Genomic DNA, 20,999 nt, shown 5'->3' with positions numbered 1-20,999 from the left:
TTGGTAGGGAAAGGTCAGCTAATCTTCACCACCATTCACCATTCACCATTCACCATTCACCATTCACCATTCGCTACTCACCACTCACTACCTATGCTCACCCCTTCGCCGCCGCCTCGAGCTTGTCGATCTCGATCTTGCCCATCTTCATCATGGCGTCCATCACGCGCCCGGCCTTGGCCCGGTCCGGATCCTGGAGCAGCCGGGGCAGCTGCTCCGGCACCACTTGCCACGAAACGCCGAATTTGTCCTTCAGCCAGCCGCACGGTCCGGGCTCGCCGCCGCCTTCGGTAAGCCGTGTCCAGAAATGATCGACCTCGGCTTGCGCCTTGCAGTCGATCGACAGCGAGATCGCTTCGGTGAACTTGTACTGCGGCCCGCCGTTCAGCGCCTGGAACGGCACGCCGTCCAACTCGAACGTGGTCACCAGCACTTTACCCTCGTCAGCGTGGCCTTTTGGCCAGCGCATGACGCTCAGTACCCTCGAATTCTTGAAGATGGAGGTGTAATGGTTCATCGCCTCTTCGGCCTGGCCGTCGAACCACAGGCAGGTGGTGATCTTTTGCATGCGTCTTCCTCCGAATGCTTCTTTTTTGCGGTTAAGGTCAAACGGCTGACTGCGTAAATGGTGCCGTCCCGTCTGCCCAAGGACGGCTATGCGGCCCGCGACCCGACACAGGCCTGCGGTTTTTTCGTAAGAATCTGGCGCAGTGCAAAATGGTGGTCATGCCGGGCCGTGATCGCTATAACCGCTGCCGACCAAAATTTAAGCGCCGCCCGCCGCGCATCGGCGCGGCCAGCCAAGCCAAGGACAATCCAATGCCTGCCTATCGTTCCCGCACCACCACCCATGGCCGCAACATGGCCGGCGCCCGCGGCCTGTGGCGCGCCACGGGCATGAAGGACAGTGATTTCGGCAAGCCGATCATCGCGGTGGTCAATTCCTTCACCCAGTTCGTGCCGGGCCACGTGCATCTGAAGGACCTCGGCCAGCTCGTGGCGCGCGAGATCGAGAAGGCCGGCGGCGTTGCCAAGGAGTTCAACACCATCGCCGTCGACGACGGCATCGCCATGGGTCACGACGGCATGCTCTATTCGCTGCCGTCGCGCGAGCTGATCGCCGATTCCGTCGAATACATGGTCAATGCCCATTGCGCCGACGCCATGGTCTGCATCTCCAACTGCGACAAGATCACCCCCGGCATGCTGATGGCCAGCTTACGTCTCAACATCCCGACCGTCTTCGTCTCCGGCGGACCGATGGAGGCCGGTAAGGTGGTGCTGGCCGGCAAGTCGCAGGCGCTCGACCTGGTCGACGCCATGGTCGCGGCAGCCGACGACAAGATCTCCGACGAGGACGTCAAGGTCATCGAGCGCTCGGCTTGCCCGACCTGCGGCTCCTGCTCCGGCATGTTCACCGCCAATTCGATGAACTGCCTCACGGAAGCGCTGGGCCTGTCGCTGCCCGGCAACGGCTCGACACTTGCCACCCATGCCGACCGCAAGCGCCTGTTCGTCGAGGCCGGCCATCTCGTCGTCGATCTCGCCCAGCGCTATTACGAGCAGGACGACGAAACGGCGCTGCCGCGCAGCATCGCCTCCAAGGGCGCCTTCGAGAACGCCATGGCGCTCGACATCGCCATGGGCGGCTCGACCAACACGGTGCTGCACATCCTTGCCGCCGCGCACGAGGGCGAGGTCGATTTCACCATGGAGGACATCGACAGGCTGTCGCGCAAAGTGCCGGTGCTGTGCAAGGTGGCGCCGGCCAAGTCTGACGTCCACATGGAGGATGTCCATCGCGCCGGCGGCATCATGGCGATCCTCGGCCAGCTCGACCATGCCGGCCTGATCAACCGCGACCTGCCGACGGTGCATACCGCCACGCTCGGCGAAGCGCTCGACCATTGGGATATTTCGCGCACCTCCGCCGAGAACGTCCGTGACTTCTTCCGCGCCGCTCCCGGCGGCGTGCCGACGCAGGTTGCCTTCAGCCAGGACCGCCGCTGGGATGATCTCGACACCGACCGGGAGAAGGGCGTCATCCGCTCGGCCAAGACGCCGTTCTCCAAGGATGGCGGCCTCGCGGTGCTCAAGGGCAATCTGGCGCTCGACGGCTGCATCGTGAAGACCGCCGGCGTCGACGAGTCGATCCTGAAATTCACCGGCCCGGCCCGCGTCTTCGAAAGCCAGGACGCATCCGTCAAGGCGATCCTCGGCAACGAGATCAAGGCCGGCGACATCGTCGTCATCCGCTATGAGGGCCCGCGCGGCGGCCCCGGCATGCAGGAGATGCTCTACCCGACCAGCTATCTGAAGTCGAAGGGCCTCGGCAAAGCCTGCGCCCTGATCACCGACGGCCGCTTCTCGGGCGGCACCTCCGGCCTGTCGATCGGACATGCCTCGCCCGAAGCCGCCGAAGGCGGCGCGATCGGCCTGGTCCAGGAAGGCGACACGATCGAGATCGACATCCCCAACCGCACGATCCGCCTGGCGGTCAGCGACGCCGAGCTCGAAGCTCGCCGGGCTGCGATGAACGCCAAGGGCGCCGACGCCTGGAAGCCGGCCGAAAAGCGCAAGCGCAGGGTGACGACGGCGCTGCGCGCCTACGCTGCCTTCGCCACCAGCGCCGACAAGGGCGCGGTCAGGAAAGTGCCGGAGTGAGAGATCTTCCCTTCTCCCCTTGTGGGAGAAGGTGGATCGGCGCGATAGCGCCGAGACGGATGAGGGGTGCTCCAGCGGAGCGAGGCGCCGGCATTCCCTCGAACACCCCTCATCCGTCGCCTTCGGCGACACCTTCTCCCACAAGGGGAGAAGGAGAGCCGCCGCCGTCACGGCATCAGCTGATATTCGTAAAGCTTCTGGTAGAGCCCGCCCTGCTTGAGCAAGGTCTTGTGCGGGCCGCTTTCCACCACCTTGCCCTTTTCCAGCACTACGATGGTGTCGGCCTGGTGCACGGTGGAAAGCCGGTGTGCGATCACGATGGTCGTGCGCCCGACGGTAAGCTGCTGCAGCGCGTCGCGGAACAACGCTTCAGATTCCGCGTCGAGCGCGCTGGTCGCCTCGTCGAGCAGCAGGATCTCGGCGCTGCGCAGCATGGCGCGCGCGATCGAGATGCGCTGGCGCTGGCCGCCGGACAAAAGCGAGCCGTTCTCGCCGACCTCCGTGTCGTAGCCCTTGGCCATGGCGCTGATGAACTCATGCGCGTTGGCGGCCTTGGCGGCGGCGATCACCTCCTCATCCGTCGCGCCCTCGCGGCCGAGGCGGATATTGTGCATGACCGTGCCGGCAAACAGGAACGTATCCTGGCTGACATAGGCGATCTTCTGCCTGAGCGAATCGAGCGTCGCGTACGAGATGTCCTGGTCGTCGAACATCACCTTGCCGGTCTGCGGGTCGTACATGCGCATGATCAGGTTGAGGATCGTCGACTTGCCGCTGCCCGACGGCCCGACCAGCGCCGTCATCTTGCCGGCCTCGAGCGTCAGGTCGAACCCTTCGAACACCGGCGCGCTTTCCGGATAGGCGAAGCTGACATCGTCGAAGCGGATTTCGCCCGGGCCGGGTTGCAGCGGCGTGGCGCCGGGCTTCTCGGCGAGTGTCAGCGGCCGGTCGGCGAGTTGGAACATCATGCGCACGCCGACGATGCCGGTCTCGAGCGAGATGCGTACCCGGGCGAGCCGCTTTGCCGGCTCATAAGCGAGCAGCAGCGACGCGATGAAGGCCATGATATTGCCCGGCATCTGCCCGCCCTGCAGCACCAGGAACCCGCTGACAAAGACCGCGCCGGCGATTGCCAGGCCGGCAATGGTTTCCATCACCGGGCTGGTGGCCGCCTCCAGCGTGGCGATGTTGTTGGCGCGGTTCTCGACGTCGGAGACGGCCTGGTACATGCGTTTGCGCATCGCGCCTTCAAGGTTGAAGGATTTGACAACGCGTACACCGATCGCCGTTTCCTGCATGACATGAACGATCTGCCCAAGCGAGCGGAACTCCATGGCAGCGATGCTGCGGACCCGCTTCAGGATGCGGTTGACGCCGTAGATCGCCACCGGCCCGACGACGAAGCAGATCAGCGACAGCGCCGGCTGTTGCCAGATCATGACCCCGACCAGGACGACCAGCGTCACCAGGTCGCGCACATAGGACGTGACGACAAGATCGAGCACGCCGCGCGCGGCCTGCGCGTTGTTGGTCATGCGGGCGATCAGGTCGGCCGATGAGGTCGAATGATAGAATTCGATGCCTTGCGCCAGGATGCGATCGTAGATCTTGCGTTGCCGGTCGGCGATGATGGCGTTGCCGACACGGCTCATGCAATAGGCCTGCACGAACGTTGCGAAGCCCTTGAGCAGGAAGATCCCCGCGACGCCCGCCGCGATCATGTTGACGCGGTCGAGCCTCTTGAAGACGACGAATTCGTTGGTGATCTCGCGCAGGATCCAGGCGCTGGCGCCGGTCATGGCGGCCACCACGAGCATCGAAGCTATGGCGGCGGCATAGCCGAACTTGTGCTCATGGAAGGACTCCCTCACCAGCCTTGCGATGAGGCGCTGGTTTTCCGTCGAGCGGAAGAAGCGAAACAACGGCCGATCCTGTGTCTGGCTGCGAGAAATTCGGATTCGCCACGAGGGCGAGAGGCGGCTTATAGAGCGAGTTGCGGCGCGATGGAACCTTTCGGCTGCCGAGGAAAGAAAAGGCTGCGCCAGCCTGTCTTTTCGGCCACGATGATTTGCCGATTCTTGGGAAAGGGTGACGACGGATGGATTTCGACCTCATCGTGCGCGGCGGCACGCTGCCGGACGGCAGGATTGCCGATATCGGCATTGCCGGCGAAACCATCCGGGCGATCGAGCAGAAACTGCCGGGCACCGCGTCGACCGAGGTCGACGCCCGCGGCAATCTGGTCGCGCCGCCCTTCGTCGATCCGCATTTCCACATGGACGCCACGCTCTCCTACGGCATCCCGCGCATCAACGCGTCAGGCACACTGCTCGAAGGCATTGCGCTCTGGGGCGAGTTGAAGCCGCTTCTGACGCATGAAGCGGTGCGCGAGCGCGCGCTCGCCTATTGCGACTGGGCGGTGTCTATGGGCCTGCTCGCCATCCGCAGCCATGTCGACGTCTGCGACGACCGGCTGCTCGCGGCGGAAGCGCTGCTCGACGTGAAGAAAACCGTCGCGCCCTATATCGACCTGCAACTTGTCGCGTTTCCGCAGGACGGCCTCTATCGCTCGCCGACAGCGCTGAAGAACACCATCCGCGCGCTCGACATGGGCGTCGACATCGTCGGCGGCATCCCGCATTTCGAGCGCACCATGGCCGACGGCACGCGCTCGGTCACGGAGCTTTGCGAGATCGCCGCCAAGCGCGGCCTGATGGTCGACATGCATTGCGACGAGACCGACGATCCGCTGTCGCGCCATATCGAGCAACTGGCCTATGAAACGCAGCGCCTCGGGTTGCAGGGCAGGGTGGCCGGCTCGCATCTCACCTCCATGCATTCGATGGACAATTACTACGTCTCGAAGCTTTTGCCGCTCATCGCCGAGGCCGGCGTGTCGGCGATCCCCAATCCGCTGATCAACATCATGCTGCAGGGGCGCCACGACACTTTCCCGAAGCGGCGCGGCCTGACCCGGGTCAAGGAGATGCAGGCGCTCGGCATCCGCGTCGGCTGGGGCCAGGATTGCGTGCTCGACCCCTGGTATTCGCTGGGCACGGCCGACATGCTCGACGTCGCCTTCATGGGCCTGCATGTCGCGCAGATGTCGAGCCCGGCCGACATGGCGCGCTGCTTCGACATGGTGACCAACGTCAACGCCGCCATCATGGGCCTGGATCATCTGGGTCTCGCCGTCGGCAAGCGGGCGAGCCTCGTCGTGCTCGATGCCGGCAATGCGATCGAAGCCGTTCGCCTGCGCCCCGAACGCCTCTGCGTCATCGCCAGGGGCAAGGTCGTGGCTGAGCGGACCAGGCAGGAAACGCGGCTGTCGATCGCCGGCCGGCCGGAGAGCGTCAACCGCAGGCATAAAACAGCGTAGGTCTCTGCGTCCGGTTTGACCCGTCGCACTAGCGGCGGAACGCTCGTGACTTCGTCATTCTATGGCGGAGCAAGGAGCGAAGCGACGCAGCGCAGACCATAGAATCCATGCCATTACCTCCAAGCGTCGCAGCGGTGCAGAAAAGCCCTGCGCCGCCTCTGCCCTTCGCGCGAGGTCACGACATGGATCCTCGGGTCTGCGCGTCCGCTTCGCTTCCGCTCCGCCCGTGGATGACGAAGTTCCGGCGCCCGGCGCTGGTCTTATGATTTTCCCTCGTCAAACTGGCCGCTTGCGGCTACGGAGCGGCATGGCTCAGACCATCGCCCGCAATTTCACGATCAGGAACATGTTGCTCGCCGGCATTCTGTTGATGCTGGCCGGCGACTTCATGTTCGCGTTGAACGACGCCATGGGCAAATGGCTGGTCGCTTCCTTCTCCGTCGGACAGGTGGTGCTCATCCGCTCGATCGGCGCCTTCATCGTGCTGGGTCCGATGATCGCCAACCAGGGCACGGCTAGGCTGTTTCATATGGACCGGCCGCTCTTGCAGTTCCTGCGCGTCGTGGCCACCACCACCGATACCGGGCTTTTCTACGCTGCGGTCGTCTATTTGCCGCTGGCCGACGTGATGAGCTTCTACATGGCCGGGCCGATCTATGTCGCGGCGCTGTCCCACCTCCTGCTTGGCGAAAAGGTCGGCTGGCGCCGTTGGCTGGCGATCCTGGTCGGCTTCTGCGGCGTGCTGATCATCCTGAAGCCGTCCTCGGCGGCTTTCTCGCTGTCTTCGGCCTTCGCGCTGGTCGGCAGCATCGCCTTCGGCTTCGCCATCATCCTCGGCCGTCTCCTGCGCGGCACCAGCGACACCACACTGGTTACCTGGCAGACGATCGGCACGCTGGTTGTCGGCGGCCTGCTCACCATCGGCGCCTGGAATACGCCGTCGGCGCTCGATTTCGGGGCCATGCTGTTGCTCGGCGTCGTCTCTTGCGCCGCCCATCTGATGATCACAAGGGCGCTGAAACTGGCGCCGGCCTCGACGCTGGCGCCGCTCCACTACACCCTGCTTCTGTGGGCTGTGGTCTTCGGCTTCGTGTTCTTCGGCGATGTCCCGGGGCCACGTATTCTGGTGGGCGCGGCCATCGTCGTGCTTGCCGGCATATTCATCTTCCATCGCCAGAAGGTGGTGGAAACCGTGGTGCCGCCTGAGAACGTGCCGAAGGGCGTGAATTAAGCACTAGCCCAGGCGCACAGCCGCGAGATGACGCGAAAATTCCGCCGTCTCCATCAGCGCCTTGCAGCGCGCGAAGCGGCCGTCGGCATAGGCGCGGAAATCGTCGGCCGGATTGTCGTTGGCGAGCTGTATCAGCCCCCAGAGCGTCCATAAGAGGTCGCACATCGCCTTGTAGATGACGATCCGCCCACGCTCGGCCGGCCGCGCCTCGCCGCCGAAATAGGCGTGCATCAACTCCTCGTCCTGGCCCGCGTCGAACTTGCCCTCGACCGAAAGGTCGCCGAGATCCCACAGCGGATCGTTCATCCCGGAATACTCCCAGTCGACGATCCACATCCGATCGCCGGTATCGAGGAAATTCTCGCACAGCGGATCGCAATGGCAGGCGGCGAGCGGGATGGCGTGCGCGGCAAGCGCCGCGCGCACCCCGCCTGCCTCGCGCACCACGTCGTGATAGCCGGCGGGCAGCGCCACATCCTTGGTCGACAAAACCTTGAGATAGTCGTCGATCATTGCAAACAGCTCGAAGCGGAAGGGAAACACCGCGCCGGAAGCATGCAGCTTGCGGAAAGCCTCGCCCGCGCGGGCGGGGCTCCCTTTGCGCGTTCTGAACGTCTCGGGCGACATCGTCTCGGCGCCGGCGATAAAGCGCGTCGCCATCAGGCCGGATGCCGGATCGGCATAGAGCACTTCGGGACTGACGCCGGCCCTGGCCGCCTCGCGCGCCGCCACTGCCTCGTTGGCGCGGTTGATATATTCTTGCGTGCCTTTGCCGGGAATGCGCAGGCACGCTTCGCCGGCCCTGTAGACCATGTTGGTCAGGCCACCCAAACGCTGCAGCGGTCCGTCATAGCCCGCCAGCGCCGGAATCGTCGCCAGCGCCGCGCGCAGCTCGTCGGTCATGTCGCGCCCCCTTCACGCCATTGTTCTGTTCGGACGGTTCCACAGTTTTAAGGGCTTGGCTATGATCCTCCGCACATGAATCGGCTTCGGGAGCGACAATGACGGACGGCAAGCACAGCGGCTCGCTAAGCGCGGCCTATGCGGCGAAGCGACCAGAGGAAGTGGCTGCGATCTATGACAGCTGGTCAGAGACCTATGACGCCGACATGTCGGCCGCCGGCTATCGTCACCCGACGATCTGCCTGGCGCTGCTGGCCCGGCATCTGCCGCGCGGCGCCGAACCCTTGCTCGATGCCGGCGCCGGCACCGGCCTGATCGGCGAATGGCTGGCCATCACCGGCTATCCGAGGGTGGAGGCGCTCGACATCTCGCAAGGCATGCTGGACAAGGCAGGCGCCAAGGGCGTCTACGCGGCGCTGCATCGCCTGGCGATGGGCGACGCTTTGCCCTTCGCCGACGGCGCCTATGCCGGCATTATTTCGGCGGGCGTCTTCACCTCGGGCCATGTCGGGGTCGAGGGACTGGACGAACTGATCCGCATCTGCCGTCCAGGCGGCGTCATCGTTCTGACCGTCAAGAACACGCTGTGGCAGGCCGGCTTCGCCGAGCGCATCGCCGGGCTCGAAACCCAGGGCAGGTTGAAGCGCGTCGAGGAAACGGCGCCCTATGCCTCGATGCCGGGCGAAACCGATACCGTGCCGAGCAGGGGGCTTGTGTTGCGCGTCAGCTGATCCGCTCTGCGCGGATCAGCCCTTTATCCTTGCTCCGGCCGGGTCATACATCGGCTCGATATGGATTTTTGCCGGCGCGCGCTCCATCGCCACCACCAGCTCATAGTCGCCCGAGGCAAGAAAATCGTCACTGATGCCGTCGGCGTTGCGCACATAGCCGTAGCCGATGTTCTTCTCCACCGTGTAGCCGTAGCCGCCGCTGGTGAGGTAGCCGACCGGCTCGCCATTGCGCAGGATCGTCTCGCGCCCGACCAGCACGATCGCCGGGTCGTCCACCGTGAAGCCGGCAAAGCGTTTCGTCGGCGGCTTGCCGGCTGCTGTCTCCAGCGCCCTGCGGCCGACGAAATCGGTGTTCTTGCGAAGCTTCACCGCCCAGCCGAGCCCCGCCTCCAGTGGCGTGTCGTTCGGCGTGATGTCGGAGCCCCAGGCGCGATAGCCTTTCTCCAGTCGCAGCGATTCCAGCGCCCGGTAGCCGACCGGGCGAATGTCATGCGCCTTGCCCGCCGCCATCAGCGCATCGAAAACCTCGCCGGTGGCGGCGATCGGCACATGCAGTTCCCAGCCGAGCTCGCCGACATAGGTGACGCGCAACGCCTTGACGGTATGGCCGGCAATCTGGATTTCACGCGCATGGCCGAAGGGGAAGGCGGCGTTCGAGACGTCGGCATCCATCACCGCAGCCAGCACCTCTCGGGCGAGGGGTCCCATCAGCGACAGCGTGCCGTACTTCTCCGTGACGTCCTTCAGCCTCGTGTCGAGGCCGGAGCCGATATGATCGCTTATCCAGGACAGGTCATGCGTGCGGAAGCCGGTGCCGGTGACGATGTAGAACCGGTCCTCGCCGAGCCGCGACACGGTGAGGTCGGCCTCGATGCCGCCGCGCGTGTTGAGAAGCTGCGTGTAGGTCAGCCGCCCAACCGGCTTGTTGACGTCGTTGGCGCAGATCCAGTCGAGCGCCTTCAGCGCGTCGGCGCCGGCCAGCTCGTATTTGGCGAAGGAGGACTGGTCGAAGATGCCGACCTTCTCGCGCACATGCCGGTGCTCGTCGCCGACCGGGCCGAACCAGTTCTGGCGGCCCATCGAATAGACGTCCTCGGCGGCCGCGCCGTCCGGCGCGAACCAGTTCGGCCGTTCCCAGCCGAGCTTGGAGCCGAACACGGCGCGGTGCGTCTTCAGCCGCTCGTAGAGCGGCGAGACGATGCGCGGCCGCCCGGATAGATATTCCTCATGCGGGAAGCCGATCGTGTAGTGCTTGCCATAGGCTTCCAGCGTGCGGTCGCGGACCCAGTCGCGGTCGCGGTGGAGACCCGAGAAGCGCCTGATGTCGACCACCCACAGGTCGAGCGGCGCCTCGCCGTCGACCACCCATTGCGCCAGCACCCAGCCGGCGCCGCCGCCCGACGCGATGCCGAAGGCGTTGAAGCCGGCGCCGACGAACATGTTGGCGCATTCCGGCGCGACGCCGAGGATGAAATTGCCGTCCGGCGTGAAACTTTCCGACCCGTTGATCATCTGCTTGACGCCGGCGGTTTGCAGAGCCGGAACACGTGCGATCGCCTGGGCCATATGCTGTTCGAAATGATCGTAATCGTCATCGAACAGGCGGAATTCCCAGTCGTTGGGGACATCGCCCCCGGGAAGCCCGGTTGCCCAGGCCTGCGGGTTGGGCTCATAGCCGCCCATCACCAGCCCGCCGACCTCTTCCTTGAAATAGGTGCGGCGGTCGGGGTCGCGGATCGTCGGCGCGTCGTTGGCCAGCCCCTCGATCTTCTCGGTGATGATGTACTGGTGCTTGACCGGCTGCAGCGGCACGTTGATGCCGGCCATCGCGCCGACCTGCCTTGCCCATTGTCCGGCGCAGTTCACCACCTTGTCGCAGGCGATGTCGCCTTTCGAAGTCTTCACCGCCGCGATGCGGCCGTCGTTCATCGTGAAGCCGGTGACGCGCACGTCCTCGAACAGTTTCGCGCCATGCATGCGCGCGCCCTTGGCGAGCGACTGGGCGATGTCGGAGGGGCTTGCCTGCCCGTCGGTGGGCAGCCACGAGGCGCCGACCAGGTCGCCGGTATCCATCAGCGGCCACATGCGCTTCACTTCCGCCGGCGACAAAAGCTGCATATCCATGCCGAAGCTTTTGGCTGTCGTCGCCAGCCGCTTGAACTCGGTCCAGCGGTCGGCGTTGGTCGCCAGCCGCAGACAGCCGGTCATCTTCCAACCGGTCGCCAGGCCCGTCTCGGCCTCCAGCCCCTTATAGAGCTCGACCGAATATTTGAGCACGCGCGTGATCGAGGCCGAGGAGCGCAACTGCCCGACCAGGCCGGCGGCGTGCCAGGTCGAGCCCGAGGTCAGCTTGCCCTGCTCGAGCAGCACCACGTCCGCCTTGTGGTCGCGCGCCAGGTGATAGGCGGTGGAGCAGCCGATGATACCGCCGCCGATGACGACGATTTCGGCATGGCTGGGCAAGGTCATGGTTTGGTCCCGTATTTCGTCCGGTAGTTCTCCAGCGCCGCGTCGAGCCGGACGAGGTTCTCCTCGGTATAGGCGACATAGTCGATACCGGGCGCGTCGAGATAGAGCTCGGACACCATGCTCCACATCGCTTCGCGCAGCAGCGAGGCGCATTGCATGGCGGCATGCGAGCGGCGGATTTCGCCGTCCGGCTCCTTCATGAAATAGGCGGTCATGAAGGCGAAGGATTCGTCGTCACTCATGCCGGCATTGGACGCGACGCCGGCGAGGTCGAACATCGCCGTGTTGAAGCCGGCATATTCGAAGTCGATCAGCCACAGCCGCTTGCCGTCGTCGAGAATATTGGCCGGCAAAAGATCGTTGTGACCGAAGACGATCGGCAACAGTTTCTGCGCCCGCTCGAGCTCGTCGGCCAGGGACAGATAGCGCGGCAGCTCGCTCTTCTTGCGGCTGCCGCCTTCCTCCAGCGTGCGCGCATAGTCGCGGATGACGTGGAACACCCAGAACATGAAGCCGGCGCCGGAGACGTGGTTCGGCATCTCGCGATGAAAGCCGCGCAGCAGCGCCGCCACGCGGCCGAGATTGGCGCGCACATCCTCTCCCAGGAAAGTCTTGGCGCCGAGAAATTCCGTCACCAGGATGCCGGGCTCGGAATAATGCACGGCTGGCGCGAAGCCCGCCGCATACGCCGCCCGCGCCGTCATCACCTCGCGCTCGCGAAAGACGTGGTGGAACGGGAAGTCCTGGCCGAAGCGCACGACATGCCGCCCGGCTGCATCCGTGACGACAAAATTGGCGTTGCTGAGGCCGCCCGGCAGCGGCTCGATCTCGATGCTGCCGTTCCAGCACGGCAGGGCGCGGATGCGGTCTTCGGCGCTCACGGCTTCGCTCCAGCCTCAGCCGGTCCCGCGGAAAACGAGGATGGGAAAATATGAAAAAGCCTCGTCGGTGCGAGACGCCAGGATCGGTATCCCGCACCGCACCGACGAGCCCCTTGGCCAGGCATGGTATCCCGGCATCCGCCCCCGCGGATTCGATAAAAGCTCGCGCCTGGCTGTTTCCAGGCGACATGGTCACTAGGTTGCGGCTCTGCCATCACCCTCCCGTTAGCAGTTCCGAGCCTGTCACTTGCAGCCACTCTCATGCCGGTGTGGCGGAACTGTCAATCAAAAGCTGTGACCTTTTTTGGGTGTTTTGCCCGAAAATATAAGCAACTCCTTTCAAAGCGTTGTCAAAGCTTTAAATTCGGGCAAAACCCCGGACATCCACATGATCCACTCGAAACGGCATGGCGAGATCCTGCGGCTCCTCAACGAGGAGGGCACGATCACCATAGCCAGCCTTGCCGAACGTCTCGGAGTCTCGCTGGAAACGGTGCGGCGCGACGTCAAGCCGCTCGCCGATGACGGGTCGGTGCTGAAGATGCATGGCGCCGTGGGCCTTGCCTCGATGGTGGGCGAGGCGCCGTTCGAGCGGCGCATGCGCGAGAATGCCGAAGCCAAGCGCCTGATCGCCAGGATGGTCGCGGCCACCATCCGCGATGGCGAGGCGATCATGCTCGATACCGGCACGACCACATCCTTCCTCGCGCGCGAGCTGCTCGGCCATCGCCGGCTGACGGTGGTCACCAATTCCTCCGACATTGCCCGCACGCTGGCGACGGTGAACGGCAACAAGGTCTATATGGCCGGCGGCGAGCTGCGCAGCGATTCCGGCGCCGCTTTCGGCATTACGGCGATCGAGTTCGTCAGCCGCTTTTCGGTCGATCATGCGGTGATCTCGATCGGCGCGGTCGATGCCTCTGCCGGCCTCACCGACTACGAGCTGGAGGAGGCGGAGTTCGCCCGCATGGTGCTGTCGCGCGGCCAGCGTTCGCTGGTCGTCACCGACCATACCAAGTTCGGCCGCCAGGGGCTGGTCCGGGTCTGCGGCTTCGACGGCTTTTCCGAGCTCGCCACCGACCAGTCGCCGCCGCCCGACATAACCGCCGCGCTGAGCCAGGCCGGCGCGCGTTTGACCATTGCGACGGCCTGATCTCGCCCGGACTAGGTGTATTGAGATTCGGGTCAGGCCGAGTCGAAAATGGTGGGTTCCGAGAACCGGCCTACGCCGGCCGTAGCCTTCATGGAGCGAAGACCCTTATGAGGGCTTCGGCCGGCGAAGGCCGGAGCGGAGCGTACTTTTAAGTACGTGAGCACCGGAAGCGCAGGAAGCCGCCATTTGCAGGCCGGCATCACCTGAATGTCAACACACCCTAACCGAACACCAGCGACTGATGCGCCGCAACCCCGGCCATCGCACCGCCGGACACCGCGAAGGCGATGTTGTGCGTCATGCGCGCGGCATCGCCGGCTGCGAACACACCTGGCACCGATGTCTGCTGTTTGTCGTCCACGACGATCGCCCGGCCGAGCGGGCCTTCGTTGAAGGCGCAGCCCAGCTGCTCGGCGAGCGGACTTGCCATTTCGTTGCGCGGCGCGGTGAACAGCGCCCGCACGCTCGCGCTGCGATTACCCTCGAACCTGATGAGCAGGCCGTCGGAGCCGTCGTCCAGCACTTCGCTCACCTTGTCAGGCTCGAACCGTATGTTGCGCTTCTCCAGGGCCCGCGCCTGGTCCGCGTCCGGTTCGAACAAGCCGTCGGCGAACAGCGTGACGTCGCCCCAGTCGGAAATCAGTTCGGCCTGGTGCAGCGACATCGGTCCGGTCGCCAGCACGCCGAGCGGCCCGCCGGCCACCTCGTAACCGTGGCAATAGGGGCAATGCAGTACCGTCTTGCCCCACTGCCCGACCAGTCCGGGGACGTCCGGCAGGATGTCCCGGACGCCGGTGGCGAGCACCAGCCGCGTCGCGCCGAAACCCTCGCCATTGTCCATCTCGACCTCGAAGCCGGTGCCCGTGACGGCGGCCCGCTCGGCGCAGCCGTCGATCACCTTGACGGTGGGATAGGCAAGCAGCTGTGCCCTGGCCTCGTCGAGAATGTCCGACGGCGCCCGCCCGTCCTGACCGAAAAAGCCATGGGAGTGTTCGGCGAAGCGGTTCCGCGGCTGTCCGGCATCGATCACCAGCACCTTGCGGCGCCCCCGCGCCGCATACATGGCGGCGGACAGGCCGGCAAAGCTGCCGCCGACGATGATCACATCATACTGCATGGCTGGATACTCCAATCAGGTCATAACGGCGGCGGAAGTCGGCCGTCAGATCGGCCAGCGTGATATGGCTGAGCCGCTCAGTGAGCAGCCTTTCCGCCTCTAGGCGAAAGTCGTCGAGCACGGCGATCACCGCCTGCTCGACCAGGCATCCGGGACTTTCCGGCTCGGTGCTGAACGGCAACAGCGTTTCGCCAAGCGCCGCGCTGATCTCGGCCAGCGAGATCTTGTCCGGCGCGCGGCCGAGCTGCCAGCCGCCGCCATGGCCGCGCGACGAGGTGACGATGCCAGCCTCGCGCAGCCCGGCGATGGTGCGGCGCACGACCACCGGGTTGGTGTGGATGAAGCCGGCAAGCTCTTCGGAGGTCAGCGCCCGGTCGGGCGCATCGGCCATATGGACGAGGATGTGCAGGGTCGAGGACAGTCGGCTGTTGCGTTTCATGTAACTTAGTTAGTTACGAATCATTCCGCTGTCAAATCCCGTTCGACTCCAAGGCAATCGGCCGGATATCAGGCCGGGAAGATCATCCGGAAACAGGCGCCGCCCGCCTTGCCGTCGAGCACCTCGACCTTGCCGCCATGCAGCTGCATCAGGTCGCGGACCAGGTTGAGGCCGAGGCCGGCGCCATGGTCCTGCGGATGCAAGCGGTAGAAGGGCTCGAAGATGCGCTCGCGTTCGGATGTCGGCACACCGCCGCCTTCGTCGAGCACTTCGATTATCGCGGGCGGGCGTATGCGGATGGTGATGTGGCCGGCCTTGCCGCCGTGGTCGATCGCATTCTGGACGAGATTGGTCACGGCGCGTTCGATCGCCGTGCGGTCGCCGCGCACGATGAGCTTTTCCCTGGCTGGCTCAAACGACATTTCGTAGCCGGCGGCGAAAGCCATCGGCGCGAGGTCGACCACGACGGTGCGTGCAAGGGTGACGAGGTCGACCGGCCCGAAATGCTCGGCCTGGCGGTCGAGCCGTTGCAGGTCGAGCAACTGGTCGGCAAGGGTCGACAGCCTTGCGGCATCCTGCAGCAGCCTGGCGCGCTCCGGCGTTGCCGGCAACGACGCAAGCCGCGTGTTGAGAATGGCGACCGGCGTTCTGAGCTCATGCGCGGCGTCGGTCAGGAAGCGCTTGTGCCGCTCATAGCCAGCGTCGAGTCTGGACAGCGCCGCGTTCACGGCGTCGACCAGCGGCGTGACTTCCTTCGGCACGCCATCCAGCGGCAGTTGCACGCCGCGCTTGTCGATGTCGATCTGGCCTGCCGCGGTGGCCGCGCGCCCGAGGCCGGAAAGCGCGCCGCGCACCACCCAGGGAGTCGCAAACAGCGTCGCCAGCGCCATCAGCCCGGCCAGCGGCAAGATCCCTTGCAGGAAGAGCGCTGGCGCCTGCCCGAGAACGCGCAGCAGCGAGAGCCCGCCCTTGGTGCCGCTCATGATCTGGACATTGCCGGCCGCGGTGTCGGTCCAGCGTATCTTTCCGCCGGGCGGGGCGGCCTCGCCCATCGCAAGGTCGATGCGGGCATCGCTGATATTGTCCAGCAGCCCGACGAAAGGCTGGTAGGCAACCGGCACGGTGCCTTCCTGAAGCCGGTGCCCTTGCTTGTCTCGGATGATGAACCAGAGGTCCGGGACATCCGAACGCAGCCTAGCCAGACCGGAATTTTCCTTCAGCACCAGCGCGCCATTGGCGTCGCGCGCCACTGCATCCGCCAGCACGTCCATCGTGCCGTCCTCATAGTCGTGCGGAATGATGCCGGTGGCGAGCATTGCGCCGATGATGCCGGCGATGAGCAGCGTCAGCATCACGCATTGCAGGATGGCGATGCGCAGCACCAGGCTCCATTTCAGCGAACGCGGCCGGCTGAGACTCATGTGATCTCGCGCAGCAGGTAGCCGACGCCGCGAATGCCGTTGATGACGACTCCGCCATCGGCCTCGGCAAGCTTGCGGCGCAGCCGCGAGACATGGGTATCGAGCGCGTTGGACTGGATCTCGTCGTCCAGCCCGAAGACGGCCTCCATCAGGGCCTCGCGCTGCACCATGCGCCCCGTTCGCCGCATCAGCGCTTCCAGCACCAGCAGTTCGCGGCGCGGCAGGGTAAGCGGCTCACCGCGGATCGAGGCCTCGCGATGGCCGACATCGAGCGAAAGATGGCCTGCGCGGATGGTCTGCGTCTCGATCGCCGCCGGGCGCCTCAGCAATGCCCTGAGCCGCGCCAGCAATTCCTCGAAGGCGAAGGGCTTGGCCAGGTAGTCGTCGGCGCCCATGTCGAGCCCGTCGACCTTGTCGCCGGTGTCGCCCCGGGCCGTCAGCATCAGCACTGGCGTCATGTTCCTTGCGGCACGAAGCTTAGGCACCAGCGTCAGCCCGTCGCCGTCGGGCAGTTGCCGGTCGAGCAGGATCGCGTCGTAGCCGTCGACGGCGACGAACCCTTCCGCTTCAAGCAGCGAGCCGGCATGGTCGACGACCATGTCGTGCCGCTTCAGCGCCGCCCGCAGCGCCGAAACCATTTCCGGCTCGTCCTCGACCAGCAGGATACGCATTCAAGACCTCTTGCAGTCCCACTTCTTACAATCCATCGCCGGCCGGCTATCGCGCCAAGATTGCGCAAACATGGCGCCAGTTCTCGCCGACGGCGCCAGCCTTTTCTTTCGTGAAGCTCCGCCATGCGCAATGTCCATGCAATCCGCTACCCGCAAACAGCGCCTCGTCGAATGCCGGGCAGTCCCGAATCGCCCGCGCAAGCAATGAGGTCAACATGCCTGCAAGTGATGCTTTGTCTTTCCTGATGGCCTGGACGCTGGCGCCGTTCCGCATGGGTTCGGTCACGCCCTCCAGCCCGAGCCTGGCGGCGCTGATGACGCGCGAGATCGGTCCCGACATAGGTCCGGTGCTGGAACTCGGGCCGGGCACCGGACCCTTCACGCGTGCCTTGCTGCAGCGCGGCGTCCGCGAGAGCGACCTGACACTGGTCGAGTCCGATCCGGATTTCGCCTCGCTGCTTAATCGCCGCTTCCCGGCGGCGCGCATCATCGAGATGGATGCGGTCGGCCTGCGCCATCTGCCGCTGTTCGATGGCCCTGTTGTCGGCGCGGTGGTCAGCGGATTGCCGTTTCGCCTGATATCGCCGCGCAAGTCGTCCGCGATCCTGGAAGGCGTCTTTGCCAGTCTTCGGCCGGGTGCCGCACTTTACCAGTTTACCTTTGGCCGCCGCTGCCCTTTCGATCAGTCGGTCCTCGAAAGGCTCGACCTCGAGGCGGTTCGGATCGGCGGCACCTTCCGCAACTTTCCGCCGGCGACGGTCTATCGCGTTTCCAGGATCAAGAGCCTGAGCACCTATGACTGGCGCTTCGCATGACCGATCTCCTGTCGGCGGTGTTGGGGCTAGGCCTGCTCGGCGCCGCCTGCCTCGCTTTCACCGAAAAGATCCTGCCCGCGCCGCCGTCGCATGTGCTGCTGCTCTTTCTCGGCATGACCAGGGCGCCTGATCTTGCGGCGCTCGGCGCCCTGCTGGCGGTGACGACGCTGGCTTCGACGGCTGGTTGCCTGTTCTGGTTCGCTCTGGGCGCCCGGCTCGGGCCGGCGCGCGCCGACGCCCTGGTCGGGCGCTTCGGCCGCTACATGTTCCTGCGCCAGGAAACCTATCTGCGTTTCTCCGGCGCCTACCGCCGCAACCACATGCGGGCCTCGCTGCTGGCGCAGTTCGTGCCGACGGTGCGGAATTATCTGCCGATCGCCGCCGGCGCGCTGCGCCTGCCGGCCTTGCCCTTCGCTTTGGCCACCTTGCTTGGCGCGATGCTGTGGAATGCCGGCTTCCTTCTTGCCGGCTATGCGATGCGCGACAGCGTCCACGATCTGCCCACGGTGGCGTTTCGCATCATGGCCGTCGTGCTCGCGCTGGAAGTCGCGTTCCTCATTGCGCTGCGCTCCCACTGGCGACGCGTCGTAGCCGCGAGGGGCTAGAAATTGCCGGCGTGAACAAGCCGGCTGCGCCGGCTTTCTTTCCCGCGCGCGCCGGTGTTTAGTCCGGCCATGGCTTTCACCATCCGCCAATTGCAGTTCTTCGTCGCTGTCGCCGAGCAGGGCACCGTCTCGGGCGCCGCGCAGAACCTGTCGATTTCGCAATCCTCGGTCACCGAGGCGATCAAGGAATTGGAGAGCGATCTCGGGGTCGAACTCTTCGAGCGCCATCCGCGCGGGTTGAACATCACCCACAAGGGCCACCAGTTCCTGCGCCACGCGACCAAGATCCTGGCCGATGTCTCCGATGCACGCCGTTCCTTTTCGAGCGAGCAGGCCGCGGCGGGCGGCCGGCTTCAGCTCGGCGTCACTTCGCTGGTCGCCGGTTATGTCCTGTCCGACCTGCTCGCCCGCTACCGCCGCGCCTATCCGGGCGTCGAGGTTTCGGCCATCGAGGACAATGGCGACTATCTCGAGCACCTTCTGGTCGGCGGCAAGCTCGATATCGCCGTCATGGTGACCTCCAACCTGCGCGACCGCACCGCGCTGCAGTCGGAAATCCTCGAAGTCTCTGCCTACAGGTTATGGATCCCGCTCAGCCACAGGCTCGCCAGCGCCGACATCATCTCGATCGGCGACATCGCGTCCGAGCCGCTGATCATGCTCACTGTCGACGAGATCGAGGAGAACACCGGCAAGCTGCTGTCGGCGATCGGTGCGAGACCCCATGTCGCCTTCCGCACGCGATCGGTGGAAGCGGTGCGCAGCCTGGTCGCCACCGGCGCCGGCGTGGCGCTGCTGCCCGACCTCGTCTACCGGCCGTGGTCGCTGGAAGGCGACCGCATCGAATCGCGCGACGTTTCCGGCTCGCTGCCGGTGGTTCAGGTCGGCACGGTCTGGCGTCGCGGCTCCGGCCTGCCGCAGGCCGCGCGCGATTTCATCGGCCTCGCGCAGTCGCAGCGTATGGTCCGCCGTTAATGGGGCCTACTCCAGGCTGACCTAGCCAGTCTTGCGCTTGCGCCTTGTTGCGGGAACCGCCTCCGCCTTGAACGGACCGATCGGAGTAACCTCGAAGCGGCCGGCGCCGGCCAGCCTGACGGCGCGCCGGAAGGTCGGACACTCCATGGGTCGGGCGGCCGGACATCGGGCAGCGTGCCGCAAAGCCTCTCGCGTCGCGGTCAGGCGCTGGATGGACCGGTCCAGTTCGTCGGCTTTGGCATCCAGCCGCCGTCGATCCATTTTCGTTAGACCGTCGGGCGTCAGCATCGAGGAAATCTCGTCCAGCGCGAATCCACCTGCGCGTCCAAGCGCGATCAAGGCGAGCCGTTCCAGGACGGCCGGGTCGAACAACCGTCGCAGGCCGCGACGACCGATCGAGGCGATGAGGCCCTTCTCCTCGTAGTAGCGAAGTGTCGAGGCGGGCACGCCAGTACGGCGCGACACTTCGGCAATGTCCATATCTTTCATACTTGACCTCAAGTCGGCTTGAACTCGTAGAGTGCTCGCGACGATCGGCGCGAGCAACAGAAAGCGAGGTCCGTTATGCCGCAATCCGCGCAGCCAAACACACAGCAAGCCGCTCTATGGAACGACGCCAGCGGAAAGGCCTGGGTCGAGATGCAGCCGATCCTCGACGGGGTACTGGCGCCCTTCGAGCGCCTCGTAGTGGATGCCGGCTATCCCGGGGAAGGGAGTAATGTCCTGGACATCGGCTGCGGCGCCGGCGCTACGACGCTGGCGATGGCGCGCCGAATCGGGGACGGCGGACGTTGCGTCGGGCTCGACATCTCGCAGCCTCTTGTCACGCTGGCGGCGGAGCGCGCACGGGCGGACAAGGTGGCAAACGCAAGTTTTGAAGTGGGTGATGCCCAGGCATATGCGTTCGAATCTGGCCACTTCGATGCTGTTGTCTCGCGCTTCGGTGTGATGTTCTTCGAGGATCCGGTGGCCGCGTTCACCAACATAAGGCAGGCTGCAAGGCGCGGTGGCAAACTCGCCTTTGTCGCTTGGCGCAGTCCGGTCGAGAATGATTTCATGACGACCGCGGCGCGAGCGGCCGCGCCTTTCCTGCCGCCCGCACCCGCGCCCGACCCCGAAGCCCCGGGGCAGTTTGCCTTTGCCGACGGCGCCAGGGTGAAGCGGATCCTTGAAGCAAGCGGCTGGTCATCGATCAAAGTCGAGCAGGTGGACGTCCAGTGCCGGATCACCGAAGCCAATCTGATGAAATATGCCACGCGGCTAGGGCCGGTAGGCGCCGCGCTCCGCGAGGTCGACCAGGCAACGGCCGAAAAAATCATCACGGTCTTGCCCGCCGCATTCGCGCCTTTCGTGGTGGCCGGTGAGGCTCGCTTCAATGCCGCCTGCTGGCTGGCGACGGCGCTGGCTTGAAGAGCGGTTTGCCATCGGAAAAACCGATATCGGCTTTCTGATAAATGAATTTGCGAAACCGGATTTTTCACAGCACTTTTCGCTCAGGGAACAAAGCCGCGTCCTGAGAGCGCTGCCGTCGGAGCATGAAGCGCC

At 65.1% G+C, this 20,999-nt stretch carries 19 protein-coding genes; 9 read left to right on the top strand and 10 right to left on the bottom strand.

Translation table 11 applies throughout. The annotated features are described in order from the left end of the window. Nucleotides 1-97: 97 nt before the first annotated feature. Entirely contained in the window at nucleotides 98-568 is a 471-nt protein-coding gene (locus RFM52_RS26125; RefSeq protein ID WP_320294364.1) for a VOC family protein, read from the bottom strand. A gap of 251 nt (nucleotides 569-819) precedes the next feature. On the opposite strand from RFM52_RS26125, the gene ilvD reads away from it, so the two are divergent. Beyond that, the gene (ilvD, locus tag RFM52_RS26120) at nucleotides 820-2,664 is read left to right on the top strand and encodes a dihydroxy-acid dehydratase (RefSeq protein WP_320294365.1); all 1,845 of its coding nucleotides are present in this window, start codon (nucleotides 820-822) and stop codon (nucleotides 2,662-2,664) included. A 167-nt stretch (nucleotides 2,665-2,831) separates the two neighbouring features. On the opposite strand, the gene RFM52_RS26115 is transcribed toward ilvD, so the two are convergent. Next, nucleotides 2,832-4,586, bottom strand: a complete 1,755-nt coding sequence (locus RFM52_RS26115; RefSeq protein ID WP_320294366.1) for an ABC transporter ATP-binding protein — start codon at nucleotides 4,584-4,586, stop codon at nucleotides 2,832-2,834. Between the two features lie 176 nt (nucleotides 4,587-4,762). Between RFM52_RS26115 and RFM52_RS26110 the strand changes: the two genes are divergently transcribed. Then, nucleotides 4,763-6,043 (top strand): amidohydrolase family protein, encoded by a 1,281-nt coding sequence (locus RFM52_RS26110; RefSeq protein WP_320294367.1) that lies wholly within the window; start codon nucleotides 4,763-4,765, stop codon nucleotides 6,041-6,043. Nucleotides 6,044-6,350: 307 nt separating this feature from the next. Further along, a complete protein-coding gene (locus RFM52_RS26105; protein ID WP_320294368.1) occupies nucleotides 6,351-7,274 on the top strand; it encodes a DMT family transporter in 924 nt (307 codons plus the stop codon). A 3-nt stretch (nucleotides 7,275-7,277) separates the two neighbouring features. Here the strand turns inward: RFM52_RS26105 and RFM52_RS26100 are convergent, their stop codons facing one another. Beyond that, complete coding sequence (locus RFM52_RS26100; protein ID WP_320294369.1) at nucleotides 7,278-8,177, bottom strand: phosphotransferase family protein; 900 nt, start codon at nucleotides 8,175-8,177, stop codon at nucleotides 7,278-7,280. A 98-nt stretch (nucleotides 8,178-8,275) separates the two neighbouring features. On the opposite strand from RFM52_RS26100, the gene RFM52_RS26095 reads away from it, so the two are divergent. Next, a complete protein-coding gene (locus RFM52_RS26095) occupies nucleotides 8,276-8,908 on the top strand; it encodes a class I SAM-dependent DNA methyltransferase (RefSeq protein ID WP_320294370.1) in 633 nt (210 codons plus the stop codon). A gap of 15 nt (nucleotides 8,909-8,923) precedes the next feature. Here the strand turns inward: RFM52_RS26095 and RFM52_RS26090 are convergent, their stop codons facing one another. After that, nucleotides 8,924-11,377 carry a GcvT family protein gene (locus RFM52_RS26090; RefSeq protein WP_320294371.1) on the bottom strand — a complete coding sequence of 818 codons (2,454 nt, stop codon included), beginning with the start codon at nucleotides 11,375-11,377 and terminating at the stop codon, nucleotides 8,924-8,926. Beyond that, nucleotides 11,374-12,258 (bottom strand): phosphotransferase family protein, encoded by an 885-nt coding sequence (locus RFM52_RS26085; RefSeq protein ID WP_320294372.1) that lies wholly within the window; start codon nucleotides 12,256-12,258, stop codon nucleotides 11,374-11,376. The genes RFM52_RS26090 and RFM52_RS26085 overlap by 4 nt, the downstream gene beginning before the upstream one ends. A gap of 388 nt (nucleotides 12,259-12,646) precedes the next feature. Between RFM52_RS26085 and RFM52_RS26080 the strand changes: the two genes are divergently transcribed. After that, nucleotides 12,647-13,411, top strand: a complete 765-nt coding sequence (locus tag RFM52_RS26080) for a DeoR/GlpR family DNA-binding transcription regulator (protein WP_320294373.1) — start codon at nucleotides 12,647-12,649, stop codon at nucleotides 13,409-13,411. A gap of 220 nt (nucleotides 13,412-13,631) precedes the next feature. Here the strand turns inward: RFM52_RS26080 and RFM52_RS26075 are convergent, their stop codons facing one another. The 4 genes from RFM52_RS26075 to RFM52_RS26060 form a co-directional block, all read right to left on the bottom strand. After that, on the bottom strand, nucleotides 13,632-14,528 hold the full coding sequence (locus RFM52_RS26075) for an NAD(P)/FAD-dependent oxidoreductase (protein WP_320294374.1): 897 nt from the start codon (nucleotides 14,526-14,528) through the stop codon (nucleotides 13,632-13,634). Further along, the gene (locus RFM52_RS26070; protein ID WP_320294375.1) at nucleotides 14,518-14,967 is read right to left on the bottom strand and encodes an RrF2 family transcriptional regulator; all 450 of its coding nucleotides are present in this window, start codon (nucleotides 14,965-14,967) and stop codon (nucleotides 14,518-14,520) included. Before RFM52_RS26070 ends, RFM52_RS26075 begins: the two co-directional genes overlap by 11 nt. 68 nt (nucleotides 14,968-15,035) lie before the next feature. After that, nucleotides 15,036-16,388 carry a sensor histidine kinase gene (locus tag RFM52_RS26065; protein WP_320294376.1) on the bottom strand — a complete coding sequence of 451 codons (1,353 nt, stop codon included), beginning with the start codon at nucleotides 16,386-16,388 and terminating at the stop codon, nucleotides 15,036-15,038. Further along, nucleotides 16,385-17,059, bottom strand: coding sequence for a response regulator transcription factor (locus RFM52_RS26060; protein WP_320294377.1), 675 nt, complete (start codon nucleotides 17,057-17,059; stop codon nucleotides 16,385-16,387). Before RFM52_RS26060 ends, RFM52_RS26065 begins: the two co-directional genes overlap by 4 nt. Before the next feature lie 215 nt (nucleotides 17,060-17,274). Between RFM52_RS26060 and RFM52_RS26055 the strand changes: the two genes are divergently transcribed. The 3 genes from RFM52_RS26055 (at nucleotide 17,275) to RFM52_RS26045 (ending at nucleotide 19,454) form a co-directional block, all read left to right on the top strand. Continuing rightward, entirely contained in the window at nucleotides 17,275-17,874 is a 600-nt protein-coding gene (locus tag RFM52_RS26055; protein ID WP_320294378.1) for a class I SAM-dependent methyltransferase, read from the top strand. Beyond that, nucleotides 17,871-18,479, top strand: coding sequence for a DedA family protein (locus RFM52_RS26050; protein WP_320294379.1), 609 nt, complete (start codon nucleotides 17,871-17,873; stop codon nucleotides 18,477-18,479). Before RFM52_RS26055 ends, RFM52_RS26050 begins: the two co-directional genes overlap by 4 nt. A 69-nt stretch (nucleotides 18,480-18,548) precedes the next feature. Further along, nucleotides 18,549-19,454, top strand: a complete 906-nt coding sequence (locus RFM52_RS26045; RefSeq protein ID WP_320294380.1) for a LysR family transcriptional regulator — start codon at nucleotides 18,549-18,551, stop codon at nucleotides 19,452-19,454. Nucleotides 19,455-19,475: 21 nt separating this feature from the next. On the opposite strand, the gene RFM52_RS26040 is transcribed toward RFM52_RS26045, so the two are convergent. Next, nucleotides 19,476-19,943 (bottom strand): helix-turn-helix domain-containing protein, encoded by a 468-nt coding sequence (locus tag RFM52_RS26040; RefSeq protein WP_320294381.1) that lies wholly within the window; start codon nucleotides 19,941-19,943, stop codon nucleotides 19,476-19,478. Nucleotides 19,944-20,018: 75 nt separating this feature from the next. On the opposite strand from RFM52_RS26040, the gene RFM52_RS26035 reads away from it, so the two are divergent. Beyond that, complete coding sequence (locus RFM52_RS26035) at nucleotides 20,019-20,864, top strand: class I SAM-dependent methyltransferase (protein ID WP_320294382.1); 846 nt, start codon at nucleotides 20,019-20,021, stop codon at nucleotides 20,862-20,864. Nucleotides 20,865-20,999 lie beyond the last annotated feature (135 nt).

This window comes from Mesorhizobium humile (assembly GCF_033977215.1).
GTDB classification, from domain to species: domain Bacteria; phylum Pseudomonadota; class Alphaproteobacteria; order Rhizobiales; family Rhizobiaceae; genus Mesorhizobium; species Mesorhizobium humile.
This window is presented reverse-complemented; position numbering and strand designations above follow the sequence as displayed.